This window comes from Flavobacteriales bacterium, from assembly GCA_021296215.1.
GTDB lineage: Bacteria > Bacteroidota > Bacteroidia > Flavobacteriales > ECT2AJA-044 > ECT2AJA-044.
Window position 1 is genome coordinate 1 of record JAGWBA010000045.1, and the last position, 20,218, is coordinate 20,218.

Below are 20,218 nucleotides of genomic sequence, written 5' to 3' on the forward strand. Positions count from 1 at the left end.
GGCTTCCAATACCAAATCCCCCATTTCTTTTGAACGAAATGTAGCAATTCTTCAAACGCTCCCCACAAAATGGACGTGCCCCTTAGTTATACCTCTGCAAGGTATCAAGCAAAACCTATCTTATGCATAAACAAATAGTTTGTTTGCCTAAAGGCCTGTTCTCAGAAGTGCATCAATTGGCTAAGCGCGACGGAAAATCACCTGATTTTATCACGAAGAGTTTACTGTACCTGCACGCGGTAGCCAATGACCAACGCGAAAATTATCATGAGAGTGAAGGCTGGAACGCGATCTCAGGTCAGGCACAGAAAAGCATCATAGGAAATAGTTATACTGCTGTTCGTGATTGGTGCGAATCTAAGGCACTTCTTCAAGTCGAGCGGAACGCCAGCGGCCATTTATCCTATGATGTCGGAGCGGCTAACAAGCAGCGCCTCGTTAAAGGGTAAAAACAGATAAGACTTAAACTCTGCCATTTCGCGTAAACGATGACTCTGGTATATCGGTAGCTTATGCTTAACTCCGCCGAGCTTGAAAATGACATATCCCTAAACGTCGTATACGGGAAGTCGATCAGTTGTCGTTTCCATTTCAAAAGTCCTGGGCTTTTTGGCCTTTTTGAATTTGGCTTCAACACAAAATTTTGGATCGATCTCAAAAAAAGGTAATCCTTCAAAATGCATTCGATCATGTTCCGGATCGGCATAGGAGGAGTCGAGCTCTTTTTGAAAAGCCAGGGCCTCGGTTACGATCGTCGCAGAATCGATTTGAGCGATAGCAAAAGAGCCAACTAAGAGAGAGAACAATAAGAAGAAGCGCTTCATTAGGGCTATTTTGCTCGCAAGATACTACAAATCCATAGCCCGTTTCCCTACTTTTGCAGCATGAATATCAAGCGACTTGCATTCTTTTTACTGATGTCTGCTGCATTTTTGGCGTGTAAGCACGACCCATTGAAAGTGGACACTTCGGAAGTGCAGATGGAGGTGAATTATTTGCGGTTCGACGATGCTTTTTTCGGAACGCCCGTTTCGGATTTGCCTGAAGCGCTTCCCGAGTTGCAGCGTGAGTTTCCCGAGTTTTTTTTAGTGGGTCAAACAACGGAAGAATGGATTGAGGTGCGCAAGGATCCCCTGCTCAATATGTTGTACGACCGTGTCTCGAGCGTTCATCCGGATATTTCTGTCTTTAAGTCGGATGTGGAAATGATATTGAAACACTTCAAATATTACTATCCGTCTTACCCTTCCAGCGTCAAAGTGTTTACCTATGTTTCGGGGCTCGACTACGAGTACCCCGTAATCTCGGCGGATTCGATGTATTTCATAAGCATCGACATGTTCCTCGGGCCCGACACGGTGTACGATCAATTTCCTCAGTACCTGGCGAAGCACTTTGATCCCACATATTTCCCGGCCAAGTTCGCCAGAGCGATCGCCGAACCGCTGGTTGAGATCGATCGTACCAACGGATCTTTTTTGGCTAAAATGCTCTATGAGGGCCGCGTCCTTTATTTAATGGAAGCCTTGATGTCCGAGGTAAATGAAAATATTGTGATCGAATATACCCCTGAAGAACTAGCGTGGGCCAAAGAACACGAGCAAGAGATCTGGACCTTCTTTGTGGAAGACGAGTTGCTTTTCAGCAATGAAAACGGGCTGTATGATCGATTTATCGCCGAAGCGCCATTTTCCAAGTTTTACGCTAAGATCGATCGCGAAAGTCCGGGCCGCATAGGACGTTGGATCGGTTGGCAGATCGTGCGATCGTACATGAAGGCGCATCCTGAAACTACCGTTCAAGAATTAGCGTCAATGAGCGAGACCCGAATTTTATTCAAGAATGCACAATACAAACCTTTGAGATGAGTCATACATCAGAAATCAAATTTGAAATACAACTCGACGATAACAAAGTGCCAGAGCGCATGAGCTGGAATGCATCGGATGGAGGCGTGACCGATGAGGAGGCCAAAGCTGTGATGATGTCTGTTTGGGATCCCAAATCAAAGGAGACTTTGAGGATCGATCTTTGGTCAAAAGACATGTTGCTCGATGAAATGAAGATCTTTTACCATCAGACCTTGATGGGCATGGCCGATAGCTTTGAACGCGCGACCAACGATAAGGAGGTTGCACAAGGAATGCGCATGTTCGCCGAGGATTTCGCTAAGCGTTTGAGGCTGATCGATCCGTGAAATAGTCGCCCATTTGCTCATTGAGCGATTGAATGTATCCAAGGATTTCTTCCCGACCCACAGAGCTCATTGCGGAGCTTCGAAAAGACGGGGGCATTTCTTCCCATTCGAGTAGCATGATCTTACGGTATCGAGACAGGCTTTTTTGAAGCTGATTCGAGCTCAGTTTGTCTATTTTCGTGAATACGATTGAGAAAGGCACCTCGGACTCTCCAAGCCACTCCATGAATGCGAGATCAATTTTTTGCGGTTCGTGGCGGGCATCGACCAAAACGAATAAGTTAACGAGGTTTTTTCGTTTGCTGATATAGTCGGTGATGATGCTCTGAAACTCTTTCCGTTGTGTCTTACTTACCTTGGCATATCCATAGCCGGGGAGGTCGACCAAGTACCAGGAGTTGTCATTGACGACAAAGTGGTTTATAAGTTGCGTTTTGCCGGGTTTTCCGGACACTTTGGCTAGTTTACTGCGCCCCATTAACATATTGATCAAGGAGCTTTTGCCTACGTTCGAGCGGCCAATGAAAGCATATTCCGGTTTATCGGCATCGGGGCACTGACTAACTTTTTGGGAACTCTTGACGAAGGAAACGTCGTGAATGATCATGCCTCCTTCGATTTGAACCAAGCGTCCAAAATGCGATTGAATTCCTCCGGGTGCTCCATCATTGGCGCATGTCCGCATTTATCGATCCAAAACAAGTCAGAATTGGATAGGAGTCGATTGAATTCTTCCGCTACATCGGGCGGGGTAACATTGTCTTGATTTCCCCAAATCAAACAAGTCTCGGCCGTGATATTCGGTACGTCCTTAGCCATATTATGGCGAATGGCACTCTTGGCGATGGATAATATCCGCACCAGCTTTGACCGATCGTTGATCGTCTCAAAAACGTCGTCGACCAGTTCATCCGTGGCCACTTTGGGATCGTAAAAAACATCTTGCGTTTTTACGCGAACATATTCCTTGTCTTCTCGTCTGGGGAAGGTGTCGCCAAAGGCTTTTTCGTATAAGCCGGATGAGCCCGTCAGGATCAGCTGATCCACTCTTTCCGGGTGTTTTAATGCGTAGACCAACGCCACGTGTCCGCCCAGGGAATTGCCCATGAAACTAGCTTTTTCAAAGCCCATGTGCTCCATGAATTTATGAACGAACTTGGCGATGTTGTTGACATTCGTCTTGATCAGTGGTAGATCGTAGATCGGTAATTGAGGTATGAGTACTTGATAGCTGTTTTCTGAAAAGTGATTGACCACCCCGTCAAAGTTGCTCAAGGCCCCCATGAGTCCGTGTAGCACGATGATCGGTTTTCCTTCACCCGCGGCTAAGTAGCTAAACTTTCCCTGTTCAATCAGTTTTGGTGGCATTCTCCGCTGTTTACGCCAAAAATAGACTTTTTGTCCGAATGTGCTCATTGCACGTGTTTTCCACGACTCCTAGAGAACCTTCCCACTTCTTTAAGCCCAATAAAAACAAATCTCCAAGATAATTTTTAGCCGATTTTAGCCGTAAAAGTTATCAACAAGTGGTAAAAAGTGGCAAAAAGTGGTTAAATAACCTCTATATTTGAATTCAGTAAGCGAAAACACTGATGATCAGCTTAATCGGCGTACACGAATGCAAACTCGACTCCAAGGGTCGGATGCTGCTTCCTTCGGATTTGAAGAAGCAGCTTTTGCCTGTTTGGGGTGAAGGGTTTGTGATCAAGCGTAGTGTTTTTCATCAGTGTCTTGAGATTCACCCCATGACGGAGTGGAAGAAGGTGATGGAGCGCATGAACAAGCTCAATCGATTCGTGAAGAAGAACAACGACTTCATTCGGCTATTTACGGCCGGGGTGCGCATCGTTGAGCCCGATGGGAATGGAAGGCTTTTGGTGCCCAAAGACCTGATGAACTTCGCTGAATTGCAAAAAGATGTGGTGTTGTCCAGTTCGATCAACATGGTCGAGATCTGGGACAAAAACAAATACGAAACTGTGTTGAACGATCCCGACCTGGACTTCGCGGCATTGGCCGAAGAGGTTATGGGAGGGGCAACTCCGGGTGAAGATGAGTGATTACCACGTTCCCGCCTTGTTGAATGAGTCGCTCCGCGGTCTCAAGATCAAACCGGAGGGAACTTATGTCGACTGCACCTTTGGGGGTGGCGGCCACTCAAAAGCGATCCTTGACCAATTGACTACCGGTACTCTGTATGCCTTTGATAAGGATAAGGATGCTCAGAGTAACGTACCTGAGCACGAGCACTTGGTTTTTGTGCCCCAGGATTTTCGCTACATGAAGAATTTTCTGCGGATGCACGATGTACGTCTAGTGGATGGGATTTTGGCCGATCTGGGTGTGAGTTTTCACCAGTTCGACACACCGGATCGCGGGTTTTCGCTCCGCGAAGATGGACCTCTTGACATGCGCATGAGCGAGCAGGTGCAAAAAACGGCGGCACAAATTCTCAATGAATACGAAGAGGAACAGTTGTGTCACCTATTTCGCCGCTATGGTGAAGTTCGGCCCGCACAGCGACTTGCCCGAAACATCATATCGGCCCGTGAGGGCCAGGCATTCGAACGTGTCAACCGGCTTAAGCAAGTCATCGCGCCAATGGCGCCGAAGCTTAAGGAGCACAAGTTTTACGCTCAGGTCTTCCAGGCTTTGAGGATAGAGGTGAATGACGAATTGGGTGCGCTTGAGGACTTGCTGGTACAGAGTGTTGAATTGCTCAAGACGGGTGGTCGGCTCGCTGTGATCAGCTACCATTCGCTTGAAGATAGAATGGTGAAAAATTTCATGCGAGAAGGTAAGCTTGACGGAGAGGCCGATCGCGATTTTTTTGGCAACCGACTGGTTCCTTTCAAGATCATGAATCGGAAGCCAATGGTGCCGAGTGAAGAAGAGATAAAGAGGAACAACAGATCCCGCAGCGCTAAGCTGCGCGTGGCTGAGCGAATATGAGTGAAGAGCAGAACGTAAGGACGAATTGGAACGCGGGCAAGTGGCTCCGCGGAAGCTTCTTGGCCGATGAGCGCAACGCCGTTCACTGGCCATTTCTGCTTTACCTGGGCTGCCTTGCGCTGATCAGCATTTATAGTGCACACTCGGCCGATAGAAAGGTGTTCCGAATCGCGGAGATGCGAACGGAGCTCAAAGAATTGAAGTCGCAGTACGTGAGTACGCGATCGCAGTTGATGAATGCTACAAAGCTATCCGTGGTCGGCGAAAAGGTATCGGAAAGAGGGTTGAGTCAGTCCGATAATTCGGCCTATGTGATATACAAAGAGGAAGAATGAAGGAACGTTCCGACATATTGAAAAGACTTTATTTGGCGGGAGCTCTGCTGATGATCTTTGCTTTGGCCGTATCCTTCAAGTTGATTTGGATACAAGTGCAGGAGGGTGATGCCTTGATGGCTCAAGCCGAGCAAACCGTAGTAAAGCAGATCGAAGTAGAGGCGACCCGCGGGAATATCTACGCCGCCGATGGGTCTCTGTTGGCTACCTCCATGCCGAAATACGAGGTTCGAATGGATGTCATGACCGTTTCGGACGAGTTGTTCCAAAGCGAAGTGGCTAGCTTGGCTCGGTTCCTCAATAAAATCCTCGGTTACAAAAGTGTTTCTGAGTACGAGCATTATCTGCGCCAGGCCCGCGCTGTAGGAAATCGCTATCTCTTCCTGGCCAAGGACGTGGGTTTTATTCAGTACCAGCAGCTTCGCCAAGCCCCGATTTTTAATCGAGGCAAGTACAGAGGTGGGTTGATCGCCGAGCAGGTGAATACCCGAGAAATGCCCTTCAAGAAAATGGCCGAGCGTACCATTGGGTATGAGCGCTCGGGCCTAAAGGTTGGACTCGAAGGTGCCTTCAACGATGAACTGTCGGGTAGAGCGGGTAAAAGGTTGAATCAAAAGATTGCGGGCGGATACTGGAAGCCGCTCAACGACGGAAATCGGGTGGAGCCTCGTGATGGCTCTGACCTCGTAACGACCATTGATCCTCAGATTCAGGATATAGCACACCAGGCTTTATTGCGCAGGCTCGAATACCACGAAGCAGATCACGGATGTGTTGTTGTGATGGAGGTAGTATCAGGTGCTATAAAAGCGATGGTGAACCTCGGTAGAACCGAAGATGGCAAGTACTACGAAAAGAGGAATTACGCTGTTTGGGAAAGCACAGAGCCCGGTTCAACTTTTAAGCTGCCCGCCTTGATGGCCGCTTTGGAGGATGGCGTAGTCGATACTTCGGAGCAAGTCAACACCAACGGAGGTGTTTACGAATTCTATGGAACACCGGTACGCGATTCGCGCAAAGGCGGTTACGGAACCATCAGTTTAGGGCGAGCTTTCGAAGTGAGCTCCAATGTGGGCATCTCCAGGGTCATCAACGATAACTACGAAAAAAGGCCCGAGAAATTCGTAGATCGATTATACAAAATGGGGCTGGCCGACAAGTGCGGCATAGAGATTCCGGGTGAAGGCAAACCAAAAATTCCCACTCCAAACACCGCCGCTTGGAGTGGGATCACCCTTCCGTGGATGTCGCATGGTTATGCGGTGTCCATGACCCCTTTGCAGACACTCAACTTTTACAATGCGGTGGCAAACGATGGGCAAATGATGAAGCCTTACTTGGTTTCTGAAATTCGCCGAAATGGTAAAACGGTTAGGGCTTTCGAACCAGAGGTGCTGTATCCAATGATTTGTTCTGAAAGCACCCTGGGTAAAGTTCAGGCTTTGTTAAAAGGGGTGGTCGAACGCGGAACGGCCACGAATATTAGCTCGGACCGGTTCTCCATGGCAGGTAAAACGGGAACCTGTAAGCTTAATTACTGGAAAAAGGATGAATACCCCGAGTATCAGGCAAGTTTTGCCGGGTATTTTCCGGCTGACCGCCCTCAATACTCGTGCATCGTAGTAGTCGCAAAGCCCAATAACAGTACCGGGTACTATGGAAATCGCGTAGCTGCTCCAGTATTTGCGGAGATCGCACATTGTCTTTATACGAACGATCCAAAACTTCAACTACCTGTCGATTCTCTCGATTCGGCCGGCCAGCTCGCTCAAGAACCACGGGATGTGGATGCGCGAACCTTTGCTCTCGAAGAAAGTTCGTTGCCGGACCTCAGAGGCTGGGACGCGATGGACGCGGTCTACTGGCTCGAGAACAGGGGGGTCGATGTCACCCTACAGGGAAAAGGAAAAGTGAAACGCCAGAGTATTCGCTCAGGTGAGCGCATGGATTTGATCAAACACATTACACTCGATTTGGGCTCATGAAGTTGCTGAAGGACATATTGTACAAAGCCGGTATTGAAGAGATGGTGGGAAATACCAATATCGCTATTACCGAGATTCACTTCGATTCGCGCAAGGTGACCAAAGACTCTGCTTTTGTAGCGGTCTCGGGAACCCAAGTCGATGGTCATGATTTTATTCAGACCGCGATAGACTCAGGGGCAAACATGATCGTCTGCGAGCGACTACCTGAAAGTCGAAAGGAGAGAGTGACCTATGTCGTGGTAAAAGACAGCTCTTATGCACTCGGTATTATGGCATCAGCTTATTACGATCACCCCAGTGAGCGCATGAAGCTGGTGGCAGTTACAGGAACCAACGGTAAAACTTCCGTGGTGACCATGCTCTATAGACTTGTTAAAGGATTGGGTTATAAGGCGGGCTTATTGAGTACAGTAGACGTTCGCATCGATACGGAAGTGCTTGAGGCTACGCATACCACGCCCGATGCCTTGGCAATCAATAAGACCATGGCCTTGATGGTCGAAAAAGGCGTTAAGTATTGTTTCATGGAGGCCAGTAGCCATGCAATTCATCAAAATAGAATGGCCGGCCTGCAGGTCGATGTGGCGGTTTTTACCAATATCACGCATGAGCACCTCGATTATCACGGTGAGTTCAACGAATACATTAAAGCGAAAAAGAAACTTTTCGACGACCTAAACCCCAAGGCAAGAGCTCTTGTAAATCGGGACGATAAGCACGGTGAGACCATGGTCATGAATACAAGGGCCAAGGTATATCGCTTTGGTCTCAAAGGAGAGGCCGATTACAAAGTTCGTGTCCTCGAGAATACATTTGGCGGTCTCGTTCTAAAAATGAACGAACACGAGCTGTACACCAAACTCATAGGGCAATTCAACGCCTATAACTTGGCCACGGTATTTGGCGTGAGCGATCTTTTGGGTATCGATCAATTGAATGCCTTGACCACCCTGAGCACTTTGAACACCGCTCCGGGTCGATTCCAATATGTGCGAAATGCAGAAGGTGTTACGGGCATCGTCGATTACGCACATACTCCTGATGCGCTCAAGAACGTACTTGAGACCATTGCCCAGATTCGCGGAGGTAACGAAACCGTGATCACCGTGGTTGGTGCCGGTGGTGACCGCGACAAGAGTAAGCGACCTGAAATGGCCAGGATCGCCGCGCATTTCAGCGATCGCGTCATCCTAACCAGCGACAATCCGCGCACAGAGAACCCCGAGACCATCATTGAAGAAATGAAGGCCGGACTCGACCCTATTGCAATCAAAAAGACACTGTCCATCGCTTCGCGCCGAGAGGCTATCCGCACCGCTTGTAGTTTGGCTCAAGCGGGCGACATCATTTTGGTCGCGGGTAAAGGGCACGAAAAATATCAGGAGATCAACGGAGTTAAACACCCCTTCGATGATCTCGAGATCTTGAACGAAACGCTTAAACCACAGGTCTGATGCTCTATTATTTGTTCACATATCTCGATCGACAATTCGACTTCCCCGGAGCCGGTGTGTTTCAATACATCACCTTCCGCGCAGCCTTGGCAGTCATTCTATCGCTTCTGATCTCCTTGGTGTTCGGTAAGAGCATAATACAGTTCATTCAACGCAAGCAAGTCGGCGAAACCATTCGAGACCTCGGACTCGAAGGACAGGCGCAAAAGGCCGGAACGCCTACCATGGGCGGACTCATCATTCTCTCCGCGATCTTGATCCCAACACTCCTGGTGGCCAAACTGGACAATACCTACGTCATATTATTGCTTATCACCACGGTATGGATGGGTATTATCGGATTCATCGACGACTACATCAAGGTCTTCAAAAAGAACAAAGAGGGACTTCGAGGTAAGTTCAAGGTGATGGGACAAATTGGCCTAGGACTCATCGTGGGCAGCATCTTGTATTTCCACCCCGGTGTTACCATTAAGCAAAAAGCTACGCCTGCGAATACCGAAGAAATGGCCCTGCGGGCCGATGAACAACCTGGTCGCGCACTTCCACAATTCGGAAAGGAGGAAAAGTCCATGCTGACTACGATCCCCTTCCTTAAAAACAACGAACTCGACTACAGCAAGGCGATCTCTTGGATCCACAAAGACCTCAAAGACCAGGCTTGGTTAATCTTTATTCCGATCGTGATCTTCATCATCACGGCGGTGAGCAACGGCACCAATTTAACGGACGGAATCGACGGCCTCGCGACTGGGACTTCGGCCATCATAGGCGTTACACTGGGCATATTCGCCTACGTAAGCGGTAATACGATTTTTGCCGACTACCTCAACATCATGTACATCCCCGACTCGGGCGAACTGGTGATCTTCATCGCCGCCTTCGTCGGAGCCTGCGTGGGCTTTTTGTGGTACAATGCCTATCCGGCTCAAGTATTCATGGGCGACACCGGATCCCTAAGTATCGGCGGTATCATCGCCGTTTTCGCCATCGCCATTCGCAAGGAACTATTGATTCCGATCGTGTGCGGGATCTTCCTGGTAGAGAACCTCTCGGTGATCATGCAAGTGAGCTACTTCAAGTACACCAAAAAGAAATTCGGTGAAGGCCGTCGCATCTTCAAAATGTCGCCCTTGCACCATCACTACCAAAAGAGCGGATTCCACGAAGCCAAGATCGTTACCCGGTTCTGGATCGTCGGCATCATGCTCGCCGTACTCACCTTCGTAACGCTCAAACTCCGATGAAAAAGCTGATCGTTTTAGGGGCAGGCGAAAGCGGAGTGGGTGGCGCCCTACTCGGGCGGAAACACGGCTTCGACGTTTTCGTAAGCGATTTCGGTTCGGTATCGGATAAATACCGTCGCATCTTGACCGAGGCATCCATCGCCTTCGAAGAGAACACGCATACCTTTTCGCGTATCCTCGACGCCGACTTGGTGGTCAAAAGCCCCGGGATCGCCAAAACGGTCCCCGTAGTTAAAGCCATTTTGGAAGAAGGCATAGAGCTGGTCAGTGAGATCGAGTTCGCAGCCCGCTATACCCAGGCCAAGATTATCGGAATCACCGGAACTAATGGTAAAACCACCACAACCCTTTTAGCCTACCACATTCTCAAAAATGCAGGCCTCCATGTAGGGCTGGCCGGAAACGTGGGTCAAAGTTTTGCCGCCCAAGTAGCCAATAACGACTTCGATCACTACGTGCTGGAGATCAGCAGTTTTCAGCTCGATGATATCTCCAGTTTTAGACCCGATGTTTCCGTGATCCTCAATATTACAGCCGATCACCTCGACCGATATAACAACGATATATATACCTACGCGGAAGCTAAGTTCCGCATAGCTGAGCATCAGACCGAGGACGACTTCTTCCTCTACAATGCCGACGACCCCATCATCGCTAATTTGATGAATCGCCGGCGCATAAAAGCCCAAAAGAAGGGCTTCAGTTTGCATCCGCCCGCTGAGGGCGATATCGAGGCCTTCCTCGACCACGAAAAGTTTGTGATTAACCTTAATACTGACCCCTTAACTATGTCCATTCACGACCTCGCCCTTTCGGGCAAACACAACGCCTATAACTCGCTCGCTGCCGGAATGGCCGCGAAGCTGCTGGGCGTTCGGAAAGAGATTATCCGCGAGAGCCTCAGCGATTTTCAGGAAGTGGAGCATCGCTTGGAGCCTGTGTTGCAGGTGCACGGTGTTACCTACATCAACGATTCTAAAGCCACGAATGTCAATAGTACCTGGTACGCTCTGGAAAGCATGAGCACGCCAGTGGTTTGGATCGTCGGTGGAGTCGATAAAGGAAACGATTACGAGCAATTGAAATCGCTGGTGTCGGAAAAGGTGAGTGCCATCGTTTGCCTCGGAGCTGATAATGCCAAGATCAAGGCAGCATTTGGCGATTTGGTTGAACATCTCGTTGAAGCCGGATCTATGGAGGAGGCGGTAAAGGCCGCGTATAACGTTGCGCAGAAAGGGCATTCGGTATTGCTTTCGCCTGCTTGCGCGAGTTTTGACCTCTTTGAGAATTACGAAGATCGCGGCCGTCAGTTTAAAGAAGAAGTGCGCCAATTGTGATACGTCGCTGGATGACATACCTGGAGGGCGATCGAGCCCTGTGGTTCTTGCTGCTGCTGCTCGGGCTGTTTAGCTTTTTGCCCGTATATAGTGCCAGCAGCAATTTGGCATTCAGCTATTCGGGCGGGAATACCGTTAAGTTTTTGATCAAGCACGGTATCCATTTGAGTTTCGGATTCGTACTCATGTACTCGGTCCATAAGGTTAATCCAAAGTACTACCGAAACTTACCGATGATCCTGCTACCTGTAGTCATCGTACTTTTGATGATCACATTGACCATTGGCACCACTATAGGCGATGCCAATGCCAGCAGGTGGATTCGGGTACCATTTATCGGGGTTTCTTTCCAAACCTCTGAGCTGGCCAAATTCGCCTTGCTCATGTTCGTCGCGCGTTACCTGACCCAGCATCAGGAGACGCTAGGTGAGTTTAAAAAGACATTTATGGGCTTGGTCGTACCCGTTGGTGTTGCTTGCGCACTCATTTTACCCGCTAACTTCAGTACTACGGCACTCATTTTCGTCCTGTGTTTAGGTCTGATGTTCGTGGGCAAGTATCCGATAAAGCACATTGCCTACTTGATCGGTATGGGTGTTGCCGGCTTAGGCCTTTTCATTATGCTGGTATTGGCCTTTCCGAACATCAGCAACCGAGTCGATACGTGGAAAGCGCGAATAGAAAATTTTAGCTCTGGATCGGCAGAAGAGAATTACCAGGTAAACAAGGCCAAAATGGCCATTGCCTCGGGTGGCATAGTGGGTAAAGGCCCCGGAAAGAGTATTCAAAAGAACTTTTTACCGCAATCGAGCAGCGATTTCATCTACGCGGTCATTGTAGAGGAATTCGGACTCATGGGCGGACTCGGGATCGTATTGATCTACCTGCTGATCTTGATCAGGGTCATGATCATAGCAACCAAGGCGGTCGATCTGTTTCAGGCTGTGTTAGCGGCCGGATTCGGAATGGCGATCATATTCCAGGCCTTCATTAACATGGGTGTTGCCGTGAATTTACTTCCCGTTACGGGGCAAACACTGCCTCTATTGAGCTCCGGAGGGTCATCGATATGGATGACCAGTATGGCTCTTGGTGTAATACTCGGTGTAAGCCGAAACCTCGAACCCAAAACGGTGAAATCGGAAGAGGATTCCGACACCATCGATGCTGTAGAACAGGAAATGGAACCAGCCCATGGATAAGCCACTGCACATATTGATCAGCGGCGGTGGAACGGGCGGACACATATACCCGGCATTGAGCATTGCCAATGAATTGCGCGAGCATTATCCGGATGCTAAGATGCTCTTCGTCGGTGCTCGTGACCGAATGGAAATGGAGCGCGTTCCCAAAGCCGGATATGAGATCATTGGACTCAATATCGCCGGCCTTCAACGATCACTTAGTACTCGTAATTTGACCTTTCCGTTCAAGCTGGCCGGAAGTTTGATCAAGGCTCGAAAGATCGTTAGTGATTTTGCTCCGGATATCGCCATCGGTACAGGTGGTTATGCCGGTGGCCCGACCCTGTGGGCGGCGCAACGCGCTGGAATCCCCACCCTGATTCAGGAGCAGAATTCCTATCCGGGTATCACCAACAAATTATTGGCGAAAAAAGTCGATAAGATTTGCGTGGCGTACGAGGGCCTGGAAAAATATTTTCCCGTGGAAAAGATCGTTTTCACGGGTAACCCGGTGCGTTCAGATTTATTCAACGTCTCGGGAAAAAGAGAAGAAGCCATTGAGTACTTCGGTTTAAAGAAAGACCGTAAGACGATGTTGGTCATTGGCGGGAGTCTGGGTGCACGAGCTATTAATCAGCGCGTTGGGGATCGCCTGATCGATTTTCACAACAGTAAGATTCAGCTGATTTGGCAGTGTGGAAGACTATACGTGGAGAAATGTAGAACTGTGGCCAAAGAATACGACAACGTTCAGGTACACCCTTTTTTAGAGCGGATCGACCTAGCCTATGCGGCGGCAGATGTTATTGTGAGTAGAGCGGGGGCCGGAACATTGTCTGAATTGGCCTTGGTAGGCAAGCCGGCGATGCTCATTCCATCACCTAATGTAGCCGAAGATCATCAGAAAAAGAACGCCATGGCCTTGGTTGACGAAGGTGCTGCCGTCATGGTCGAGGAAAGAGAATGGGCTCATGGAGGTCGGCCCAAGTACGGCCTGGGAGAGGTCTTATCGGACCCCGAACTCATGACTCGTTTGTCCAAAAACATCAAGCGCATGGCCAAGCCGAATGCCACCAAAGACATTGTAGCAGAAATCAAAAAACTAGTGGAACGTGAATCTTAAGGACGTTAAATACATCTACTTTTTGGGTATCGGAGGTATCGGTATAAGTGGCCTCGCACGGTATTTCCACGCCCATGGCGTTCAGGCCAGCGGGTACGATAGAGTAGAGACTCGTTTGACCAAAGATCTGAGCAAGCAGGGCATGAAGATCATTTACGAAGACGATCCCGCTCAAGTGCCGGCCGCCTTCAGCGACCCGGATATGCGCGATCATTGCCGTGTCGTGTACACGCCGGCCGTTCAGCCGCACAATAAAATATTTCAGTTCCTAAGAGAAGAAGGGTACGAGTTCCACAAGCGGGCCGAAGTGTTAGGCGATATCGCCCGAACGGGTTACAACATCGCTATCGCAGGAACTCATGGTAAAACCACCATCTCGTCAATGGTGACGCACATTCTTCATCAAAACAGTCTTTTTTGCACCGGATTCCTCGGTGGAATCGCCAAGAACTTCGGCAGCAACTTGGTGCTCGGCCGCGAAAATGTGTTCGTGACCGAAGCCGACGAATACGACCGCAGCTTTCTCCACCTTCGTCCAAACATTGCTTTGATCAGTTCTATTGACCCGGATCATCTCGACGTCTACGAAGACGAGCGAGTCTTCCGCGAAGGCTTCGAGATCTTCGCAACCCGGGTCCAACCCGATGGAACGCTCATCGTTAAAAAGGGCACTTTCGAAGGCCGCGATCTTACCTATTCACTCGATGATTCCGAAGCCGATTACTGTTTATCGCGCCTGGAGATCGACAAGGGCGCTTTCCACTTCGAAGTGGAGTTCAAAGGATCTTATTTAGGCGATTTCAGCTTGATGTACCCGGGACGACACAACCTCGAGAACGCCCTTGGTGCCATTGCCGTTTGTCATCAATATGGAATGGACCCCGAGGAGATCAAGCAAGGTCTGCGCACTTTTTTGGGGGTGGTTCGCCGTTTCGACATTCAATTGCGCCACAAAGGCGTGGTGTACATGGACGATTATGCCCATCATCCGGCGGAGCTCAAGGCCGTGATCTCATCGGTGCGCGAACTCTATCCGGAGCAATGCATTACCGGAATCTTTCAGCCGCATTTGTTCTCGCGGACTCGGGATTTCATGGACGATTTTGCCTCGAGTTTGAGCGCTCTCGACGAGGTCGTACTCCTCGATATTTATCCGGCGCGCGAGGAACCTATCGAGGGAATCACGAGCGCGGCATTTCTCGAGAAGATCGACGTGGATAAAAAGGAGCTACTGAGCGTTGATGAGCTCTTGAAGCAGCTCGAATCGCGCAGCGTGGAAGTATTGCTCACCCTTGGCGCGGGCGATATCGATAAGCTGGTAGGGCCCATTACCGAAATCTTAAAAACCAGAAAATGAAGGCCTTGACCACATACGGCACGGCGATCCTGGGGCTATTGCTCATCGGGCTGTTGGTCCGATTTACCGAGCAGAAACACGCCGAACGCTTGGTTGAAGGTTTGCGCGTAGCCGTGCATCCCGCCGCAGGCGGAAATTTTGTGACCGCCGAGGAATTACTTGCGGAGATCAATGCAGAAACCGACTCATTCCGAGGAAATTACCTCCACGAAATTAACAGTGCATTGTTAGAAGAAAAGTTGGAGGCTCACCCGATGGTGCAAACGGCCGAGGTATATTTCGAGATGAATGGGCAGGTGTACGTCGATGTATGGCAGCGCGAGCCCATTCTGAGGTTCTTTGACGGGAATAAGAGTTATTACTGGGACACCGACGGCCGGCAAATGCCGCTGTCCGAGCATTTTACCGCCTACGTGCCGCTGTTTTACGGAACGCCGAGCGACACCGCGGAGCTGTATGGGCTGGTTATGGCCCTGCGGGCCGATGCTTTTTGTTGCGAGTATATTTCGGGTATTTCGGAGGTTGATGGCGACTACGTCCTCACGGCCCGAAAAGGAAAGCACGAGATCGTACTCGGTTCGGCCGACGGTTTCGAGGAAAAAATGGAACGGTTGAAACTCTTTTACGATAAAACCCTGCCCCAGGTAGGCCGGGAAAGGTACTCGAAAGTGAATCTGAAATACGCCGGACAGGTGGTGTGTACAACGAATTAGAGCTATGGAAGCACACGAAATAGCGGTCGGACTCGACATTGGAACCACGAAGATCGTGGCCATGGTGGGTCGTCGCAATGAATACGGGAAAGTGGAGGTCCTCGGCTTGGGAAAGGCCAAGTCTTTGGGCGTGCAGCGCGGTGTGGTATCGAATATCGTTCAAACGATTGAGTCGATCCAACACGCGATCACAGAGGCCGAAGCTACTTCGGGAGTAAAGATAAAAGAGGTCGTGGTGGGTATCGCCGGGCAACATATCCGCAGCCTACAGCACAGCGATTACATCACACGCGATAATCCGGACGAGGTGATCGGCGATAAAGACATCAAGGACCTGATCGATAACGTGCACAAATTGGTGATGCTTCCGGGTGAGGAGATCATTCACGTTTTGCCTCAAGAGTACAAGGTCGATGGACAGGCCGAGATCAAAGAACCCCGTGGAATGTACGGAGGACGCTTGGAGGCCAACTTCCATATCGTGGTAGGGCAGGTAAGTGCTATTCGAAATATCGGTCGATGCGTCAAGAACTCCGATCTGGAAGTGGGCGGAATCACCCTCGAACCACTGGCTTCGGCCGAAGCGGTATTGAGCGCTGAAGAGAAAGAAGCCGGAGTAGTGCTGGTCGACATTGGTGGTGGAACCACGGACGTGGCCATCTTCAAAGACGGCATTATTCGCCATACGGCCGTGATCCCCTTCGGCGGAAACGTAATCACCGAAGACATCAAAGAGGGGTGCAGCATCATCGAAAAGCAGGCCGAGCAGCTGAAGATCAAGTTCGGGTCGGCTTGGCCCGGTGAGAATAAAGATAACGAGATCGTGAGTATTCCGGGATTGCGCGGACGCGAGCCCAAGGAGATATCGCTCAAGAATTTATCGCGCATCATTCACGCCCGAGTGGTGGAGATCGTGGAGCAGGTGCATCTCGAGATCAAGAACTACGGCTACGAAGACCGCAAAAAGAAACTCATCGCAGGAATCGTATTGACCGGTGGTGGTGCTCAGCTGAAGCACATCAAGCAATTGGTGGAGTACGTGACCGGCATGGATACGCGTATCGGTTATCCGAACGAGCATTTGGCCAAGGAGAGCGGGGAGGACTTGAGTAGTCCACTGTTTGCGACCGCGGTCGGATTGGTCATGCGGGGTTGGGAGCAGAAAGAGGCCGAAAAAAGCAAGATGCACCAAGCCGAGCTCGACAGTGCCGAAGCTACCGTACCCGAGATCGAAGGATCCGAGGTGGCCGAAGGCGTCGATGCTGAGGGTGCTGATGTTGAAGCCGGAGCTGAGAGCGACGGCAAAAAGAGAAGTTATTTCGACCGTTGGGTCGACAAGTTTTTAAAGTTCTTAGCGAACGACGAATAGCGAACCATAGGGTAAAACAGGGATCATGGAGGAAATGAATCAAGACAACAATTTGAGTTTCGATCTACCGAAGAATCAGAGTTCGGTGATCAAAGTCATTGGCGTAGGTGGCGGCGGAAGCAACGCGGTCAACTACATGTACGAGCAGGGTATCCGCGGGGTAGACTTCGTAGTCTGCAATACGGATGCGCAGGCTTTGAACAACAGTCCGGTGCCTTTGAAGATACAATTAGGTGTTACATTGACCGAAGGACTTGGGGCCGGGGCGAATCCGGAAGTCGGTGAAAACGCCGCTATGGAGAGTATTGAGGAAATCGAGGGGATTCTGGAGAAGAACACCAAGATGATCTTCATCACGGCCGGAATGGGCGGTGGAACGGGAACGGGAGCCGCGCCTATAGTGGCCAAAGTAGCCAAGGAAATGGGTATTTTGACCGTAGGTATCGTCACCATTCCGTTCAGTTTTGAAGGAAACACCCGAATGCTCCAAGCCGAAAAGGGCGTTGAAGCGCTGCGCGAGAATGTGGATTCGCTGATCGTGATCAACAACAACAAGCTTCGCGAGGTGTACGGTAATCTGGGCTTCAAGGCCGGATTCTCAAAGGCCGATGAAGTGCTTGCCACGGCGAGCCGCGGAATTGCGGAGGTCATTACCCACCACTACACGCAAAACATCGACTTGCGCGATGCGCGTACTGTGTTGGCCGATAGCGGTACGGCGATCATGGGCTCGGGTCAGGCCAAAGGCGAACAACGCGCCATTGATGCGATCAACAGCGCCTTGGATTCGCCCCTGTTGAACGACAACAAGATCCGTGGAGCCAACAACGTACTGTTGTTGATCGTGAGCGGAAACGAAGAGATCACCATCGACGAGATCGGGGAGATCAACGACTTTATTCAGCGCGAGGCCGGCGGTTCGGCGAACATCATCATGGGTATCGGTGAGGACGAGAGCTTGGGTGATTTCATCAGTGTAACGGTGATCGCGACCGGATTCAACACCGAGCAGCAAGTGCACGTAGTGCCTAAAGAGCCGGAGAAGATCGTGCATACGCTGGAAGATTCAACTCCCTCGCCACTGAGCGGACCGATTAAAACGACAGCGCCAGCTACAGAGGCGCCGGCTCCGGCTCCAGCGCCAGAAAAGTCGGAGGCTCCTGCAGAGGAGGATGTAGTGCGATTCGACCTAGGAGATTTTGATACTGAAGCCGAAGCAGAAGAGGAGCCTTCAGCAGCTAACGCTCTAGAAGAGGACCGTTCAGCAGCTAACGCTAACGCTTTAAACGAGCAGCCCACCTCATTTGATTTTACCGGGGTGTCGAAGCCCATCGAGCCGCAGGCTCCTGAACAAAAGGAAGACCCGGTGATGGAGGACGATTCCGAGGAGGAGGATCGCGTGGTGTTCTCTTTGGACTTGGAGGACGAAGCTGAAGAGGAGGCGCCAATGGGGCACAACGAGCCGGTAGAGGTTATGGAAGATGAGTCGGATCACGATCATTCGATCACATTTGAGCTCCGTGTCGAGGAAGAGCCAAAGCCCGAAGCCGAAGCCGAAGCCGAAGCCGAAGCTTTCAAACATATAAACGAACAGGAACCTCGGCTCGAGGACCATCTGGGATTGGATGGATCGATCGAGGAGACGCCCAATTACCTTCGTTCGCAACCTGAGCAGTGCTCTGATGGAAACGTCGTACACTCGTTGTTCGACGCAGTGCAAGAGGAAACCGGGGAGGACAGCGCTGAGAACAAAGCAGTGGAGCACCGGATGGTCTCCACTGCTTCTTCGCAGGTGAGCGAGGAGTGGACTACCATGACTATGGATGAGTCAGAGGATTCGGACCCGACGGAACAGTCGATGGCCGATCTTCAGATTCAGAAAGCCCGTGAGCGCAAGGCGCGCTTGAAGGCTTTCAACTACCGATTCAAGAACGTGCCGAACGGTCTTGAGGATTTGGAGAATGAGCCTGCTTACAAGCGCAAGGGAGTTGATTTGGAGCGCGTGCCGCACTCCTCTGAAGCACCGATCTCGCGATACACTTTGGGCGAATCCGAAGAAGACGGAAGCGCGGAGATCAAATCCAAGAATTCATTCTTGCACGATAACGTAGACTAAACGTACGGGCCGTATCTTAGCGGCAAAATCGACATTATGAGTTTAAAGGATAGAATCACCCAGGATATGAAAGAGGCCATGAAGGCCAAGGACAAGGTGCGCCTCGAGAGCGTACGTGCCATCAAAAGCGCTATAATGCTCGCTGAGACCGAGAAAGGCGCCGCTGCAGGCATGTCTGAGGGCGACGAGATAAAACTCCTTCAAAAGCTTCAAAAACAGCGCAAGGATAGTATTGCGATGTACAAGGAGCAGGGACGTGAGGATTTGGCCAGTGAGGAGGCAGCTCAACTTACCGTGATCGAGGGCTATTTGCCCGAGCCGCTAAGCGAGGAAGAATTGGCCGCCATGGTCGACGAGGCCATCGCCAAGACCGGTGCTTCGGGCATGGGCGACATGGGTAAGGTAATGGGCATCGTGAACGCCCGGGCCGCAGGTCGCGCCGAAGGTAAGGTGGTTGCCGATCTCGTTAAAGCGAAACTGAACAGCTAAGCTTTGTGCCTGCGGCACGATGAACATAACCCCGGCTCGTCCGGGGTTTCTTTTTGGCAGTGGGCAGTGGGCAGAGAGCTCTTTAATTTGCTGCGCAAGTAAATTTCAGTTTCGCCAAAGTCCATTCGCCCTGCGAGCGAGCAAATGGCTTTAGACTCTGTCAGAATTCACTCGCGCTTGGCGCGAATTCACTCTGCAAACAAAGAGTATACTCTTACCTAGAACACCTCTATCGAATAACACCACTTATAACACTTATGCCACTTCTAGCGCGCAGCGCCACTGATAGCACTGATAGTATCTTTATCTCAATAAAGTAATCGACGCCTTTTTCTCAACGGTTTTTCCGTCCCGACC

General features: G+C 50.4%; 20 protein-coding genes. 17 read left to right on the plus strand and 3 right to left on the minus strand.

What is annotated here, in order from left to right; genetic code table 11:
- Positions 1 to 122 precede the first annotated feature (122 nt).
- Complete coding sequence (locus tag J4F31_08170; protein MCE2496536.1) at positions 123 to 449, plus strand: hypothetical protein; 327 nt, start codon at positions 123 to 125, stop codon at positions 447 to 449.
- A gap of 99 nt (positions 450 to 548) precedes the next feature.
- Here J4F31_08170 and J4F31_08175 read toward each other — a convergent pair whose 3' ends face one another.
- On the minus strand, positions 549 to 824 hold the full coding sequence (locus tag J4F31_08175) for a DUF1684 domain-containing protein (protein ID MCE2496537.1): 276 nt from the start codon (positions 822 to 824) through the stop codon (positions 549 to 551).
- Positions 825 to 884: 60 nt separating this feature from the next.
- Between J4F31_08175 and J4F31_08180 the strand changes: the two genes are divergently transcribed.
- Both J4F31_08180 and gldC read left to right on the plus strand, forming a co-directional pair.
- Positions 885 to 1,868 (plus strand): hypothetical protein, encoded by a 984-nt coding sequence (locus J4F31_08180; GenBank protein MCE2496538.1) that lies wholly within the window; start codon positions 885 to 887, stop codon positions 1,866 to 1,868.
- Positions 1,865 to 2,197 carry a gliding motility protein GldC gene (gldC, locus tag J4F31_08185; GenBank protein ID MCE2496539.1) on the plus strand — a complete coding sequence of 111 codons (333 nt, stop codon included), beginning with the start codon at positions 1,865 to 1,867 and terminating at the stop codon, positions 2,195 to 2,197. Before J4F31_08180 ends, gldC begins: the two co-directional genes overlap by 4 nt.
- Here gldC and J4F31_08190 read toward each other — a convergent pair.
- Together J4F31_08190 and J4F31_08195 are read right to left on the minus strand one after the other, a co-directional pair.
- On the minus strand, positions 2,169 to 2,804 hold the full coding sequence (locus tag J4F31_08190; GenBank protein MCE2496540.1) for a YihA family ribosome biogenesis GTP-binding protein: 636 nt from the start codon (positions 2,802 to 2,804) through the stop codon (positions 2,169 to 2,171). The genes gldC and J4F31_08190 overlap by 29 nt on opposite strands.
- On the minus strand, positions 2,801 to 3,565 hold the full coding sequence (locus J4F31_08195; GenBank protein MCE2496541.1) for an alpha/beta hydrolase: 765 nt from the start codon (positions 3,563 to 3,565) through the stop codon (positions 2,801 to 2,803). The genes J4F31_08190 and J4F31_08195 overlap by 4 nt, the downstream gene beginning before the upstream one ends.
- Positions 3,566 to 3,789: 224 nt before the next feature.
- On the opposite strand from J4F31_08195, the gene mraZ reads away from it, so the two are divergent.
- Genes mraZ through J4F31_08265 form a run of 14 tightly spaced genes read left to right on the plus strand, consistent with a single transcriptional unit; the run spans position 3,790 to position 19,861 of the window.
- On the plus strand, positions 3,790 to 4,257 hold the full coding sequence (mraZ, locus tag J4F31_08200) for a division/cell wall cluster transcriptional repressor MraZ (GenBank protein ID MCE2496542.1): 468 nt from the start codon (positions 3,790 to 3,792) through the stop codon (positions 4,255 to 4,257).
- Entirely contained in the window at positions 4,250 to 5,149 is a 900-nt protein-coding gene (rsmH, locus tag J4F31_08205; protein ID MCE2496543.1) for a 16S rRNA (cytosine(1402)-N(4))-methyltransferase RsmH, read from the plus strand. The genes mraZ and rsmH overlap by 8 nt, the downstream gene beginning before the upstream one ends.
- Positions 5,146 to 5,484 (plus strand): S-adenosyl-methyltransferase, encoded by a 339-nt coding sequence (locus J4F31_08210; protein MCE2496544.1) that lies wholly within the window; start codon positions 5,146 to 5,148, stop codon positions 5,482 to 5,484. The genes rsmH and J4F31_08210 overlap by 4 nt, the downstream gene beginning before the upstream one ends.
- The gene (locus J4F31_08215; GenBank protein ID MCE2496545.1) at positions 5,481 to 7,469 is read left to right on the plus strand and encodes a transpeptidase family protein; all 1,989 of its coding nucleotides are present in this window, start codon (positions 5,481 to 5,483) and stop codon (positions 7,467 to 7,469) included. The genes J4F31_08210 and J4F31_08215 overlap by 4 nt, the downstream gene beginning before the upstream one ends.
- A complete protein-coding gene (locus J4F31_08220) occupies positions 7,466 to 8,926 on the plus strand; it encodes a UDP-N-acetylmuramoyl-L-alanyl-D-glutamate--2,6-diaminopimelate ligase (protein MCE2496546.1) in 1,461 nt (486 codons plus the stop codon). Before J4F31_08215 ends, J4F31_08220 begins: the two co-directional genes overlap by 4 nt.
- A complete protein-coding gene (gene mraY / locus J4F31_08225) occupies positions 8,926 to 10,173 on the plus strand; it encodes a phospho-N-acetylmuramoyl-pentapeptide-transferase (GenBank protein MCE2496547.1) in 1,248 nt (415 codons plus the stop codon). Before J4F31_08220 ends, mraY begins: the two co-directional genes overlap by 1 nt.
- Positions 10,170 to 11,510: a UDP-N-acetylmuramoyl-L-alanine--D-glutamate ligase gene (gene murD, locus J4F31_08230; protein MCE2496548.1), complete on the plus strand. Its 1,341-nt coding sequence runs from the start codon at positions 10,170 to 10,172 to the stop codon at positions 11,508 to 11,510. The genes mraY and murD overlap by 4 nt, the downstream gene beginning before the upstream one ends.
- Positions 11,511 to 11,521: 11 nt before the next feature.
- Complete coding sequence (locus tag J4F31_08235; GenBank protein MCE2496549.1) at positions 11,522 to 12,712, plus strand: cell division protein FtsW; 1,191 nt, start codon at positions 11,522 to 11,524, stop codon at positions 12,710 to 12,712.
- On the plus strand, positions 12,705 to 13,817 hold the full coding sequence (gene murG, locus J4F31_08240; protein ID MCE2496550.1) for an undecaprenyldiphospho-muramoylpentapeptide beta-N-acetylglucosaminyltransferase: 1,113 nt from the start codon (positions 12,705 to 12,707) through the stop codon (positions 13,815 to 13,817). Before J4F31_08235 ends, murG begins: the two co-directional genes overlap by 8 nt.
- Positions 13,807 to 15,174: a UDP-N-acetylmuramate--L-alanine ligase gene (locus J4F31_08245; protein ID MCE2496551.1), complete on the plus strand. Its 1,368-nt coding sequence runs from the start codon at positions 13,807 to 13,809 to the stop codon at positions 15,172 to 15,174. The genes murG and J4F31_08245 overlap by 11 nt, the downstream gene beginning before the upstream one ends.
- Complete coding sequence (locus J4F31_08250) at positions 15,171 to 15,887, plus strand: hypothetical protein (protein ID MCE2496552.1); 717 nt, start codon at positions 15,171 to 15,173, stop codon at positions 15,885 to 15,887. Before J4F31_08245 ends, J4F31_08250 begins: the two co-directional genes overlap by 4 nt.
- A gap of 4 nt (positions 15,888 to 15,891) precedes the next feature.
- Positions 15,892 to 17,256, plus strand: coding sequence for a cell division protein FtsA (ftsA, locus tag J4F31_08255; GenBank protein MCE2496553.1), 1,365 nt, complete (start codon positions 15,892 to 15,894; stop codon positions 17,254 to 17,256).
- 25 nt (positions 17,257 to 17,281) lie between these two features.
- Positions 17,282 to 19,372: a cell division protein FtsZ gene (ftsZ, locus tag J4F31_08260; protein ID MCE2496554.1), complete on the plus strand. Its 2,091-nt coding sequence runs from the start codon at positions 17,282 to 17,284 to the stop codon at positions 19,370 to 19,372.
- A 36-nt stretch (positions 19,373 to 19,408) separates the two neighbouring features.
- Positions 19,409 to 19,861 (plus strand): GatB/YqeY domain-containing protein, encoded by a 453-nt coding sequence (locus tag J4F31_08265; GenBank protein ID MCE2496555.1) that lies wholly within the window; start codon positions 19,409 to 19,411, stop codon positions 19,859 to 19,861.
- Positions 19,862 to 20,218 lie beyond the last annotated feature (357 nt).

What these genes read in the sequence shown, in the direction of transcription:
- J4F31_08170 (MCE2496536.1), top strand. Translation starts at nt 123, where the DNA reads ATGCATAAACAAATAGTTTGTTTGCCTAAAGGCCTGTTCTCAGAAGTG.
- J4F31_08175 (MCE2496537.1), bottom strand. Translation starts at nt 824, where the DNA reads ATGAAGCGCTTCTTCTTATTGTTCTCTCTCTTAGTTGGCTCTTTTGCT.
- J4F31_08180 (MCE2496538.1), top strand. Translation starts at nt 885, where the DNA reads ATGAATATCAAGCGACTTGCATTCTTTTTACTGATGTCTGCTGCATTT.
- gldC (MCE2496539.1), top strand. Translation starts at nt 1,865, where the DNA reads ATGAGTCATACATCAGAAATCAAATTTGAAATACAACTCGACGATAAC.
- J4F31_08190 (MCE2496540.1), bottom strand. Translation starts at nt 2,804, where the DNA reads ATGATCATTCACGACGTTTCCTTCGTCAAGAGTTCCCAAAAAGTTAGT.
- J4F31_08195 (MCE2496541.1), bottom strand. Translation starts at nt 3,565, where the DNA reads ATGCCACCAAAACTGATTGAACAGGGAAAGTTTAGCTACTTAGCCGCG.
- mraZ (MCE2496542.1), top strand. Translation starts at nt 3,790, where the DNA reads ATGATCAGCTTAATCGGCGTACACGAATGCAAACTCGACTCCAAGGGT.
- rsmH (MCE2496543.1), top strand. Translation starts at nt 4,250, where the DNA reads ATGAGTGATTACCACGTTCCCGCCTTGTTGAATGAGTCGCTCCGCGGT.
- J4F31_08210 (MCE2496544.1), top strand. Translation starts at nt 5,146, where the DNA reads ATGAGTGAAGAGCAGAACGTAAGGACGAATTGGAACGCGGGCAAGTGG.
- J4F31_08215 (MCE2496545.1), top strand. Translation starts at nt 5,481, where the DNA reads ATGAAGGAACGTTCCGACATATTGAAAAGACTTTATTTGGCGGGAGCT.
- J4F31_08220 (MCE2496546.1), top strand. Translation starts at nt 7,466, where the DNA reads ATGAAGTTGCTGAAGGACATATTGTACAAAGCCGGTATTGAAGAGATG.
- mraY (MCE2496547.1), top strand. Translation starts at nt 8,926, where the DNA reads ATGCTCTATTATTTGTTCACATATCTCGATCGACAATTCGACTTCCCC.
- murD (MCE2496548.1), top strand. Translation starts at nt 10,170, where the DNA reads ATGAAAAAGCTGATCGTTTTAGGGGCAGGCGAAAGCGGAGTGGGTGGC.
- J4F31_08235 (MCE2496549.1), top strand. Translation starts at nt 11,522, where the DNA reads ATGACATACCTGGAGGGCGATCGAGCCCTGTGGTTCTTGCTGCTGCTG.
- murG (MCE2496550.1), top strand. Translation starts at nt 12,705, where the DNA reads ATGGATAAGCCACTGCACATATTGATCAGCGGCGGTGGAACGGGCGGA.
- J4F31_08250 (MCE2496552.1), top strand. Translation starts at nt 15,171, where the DNA reads ATGAAGGCCTTGACCACATACGGCACGGCGATCCTGGGGCTATTGCTC.
- ftsA (MCE2496553.1), top strand. Translation starts at nt 15,892, where the DNA reads ATGGAAGCACACGAAATAGCGGTCGGACTCGACATTGGAACCACGAAG.
- ftsZ (MCE2496554.1), top strand. Translation starts at nt 17,282, where the DNA reads ATGGAGGAAATGAATCAAGACAACAATTTGAGTTTCGATCTACCGAAG.
- J4F31_08265 (MCE2496555.1), top strand. Translation starts at nt 19,409, where the DNA reads ATGAGTTTAAAGGATAGAATCACCCAGGATATGAAAGAGGCCATGAAG.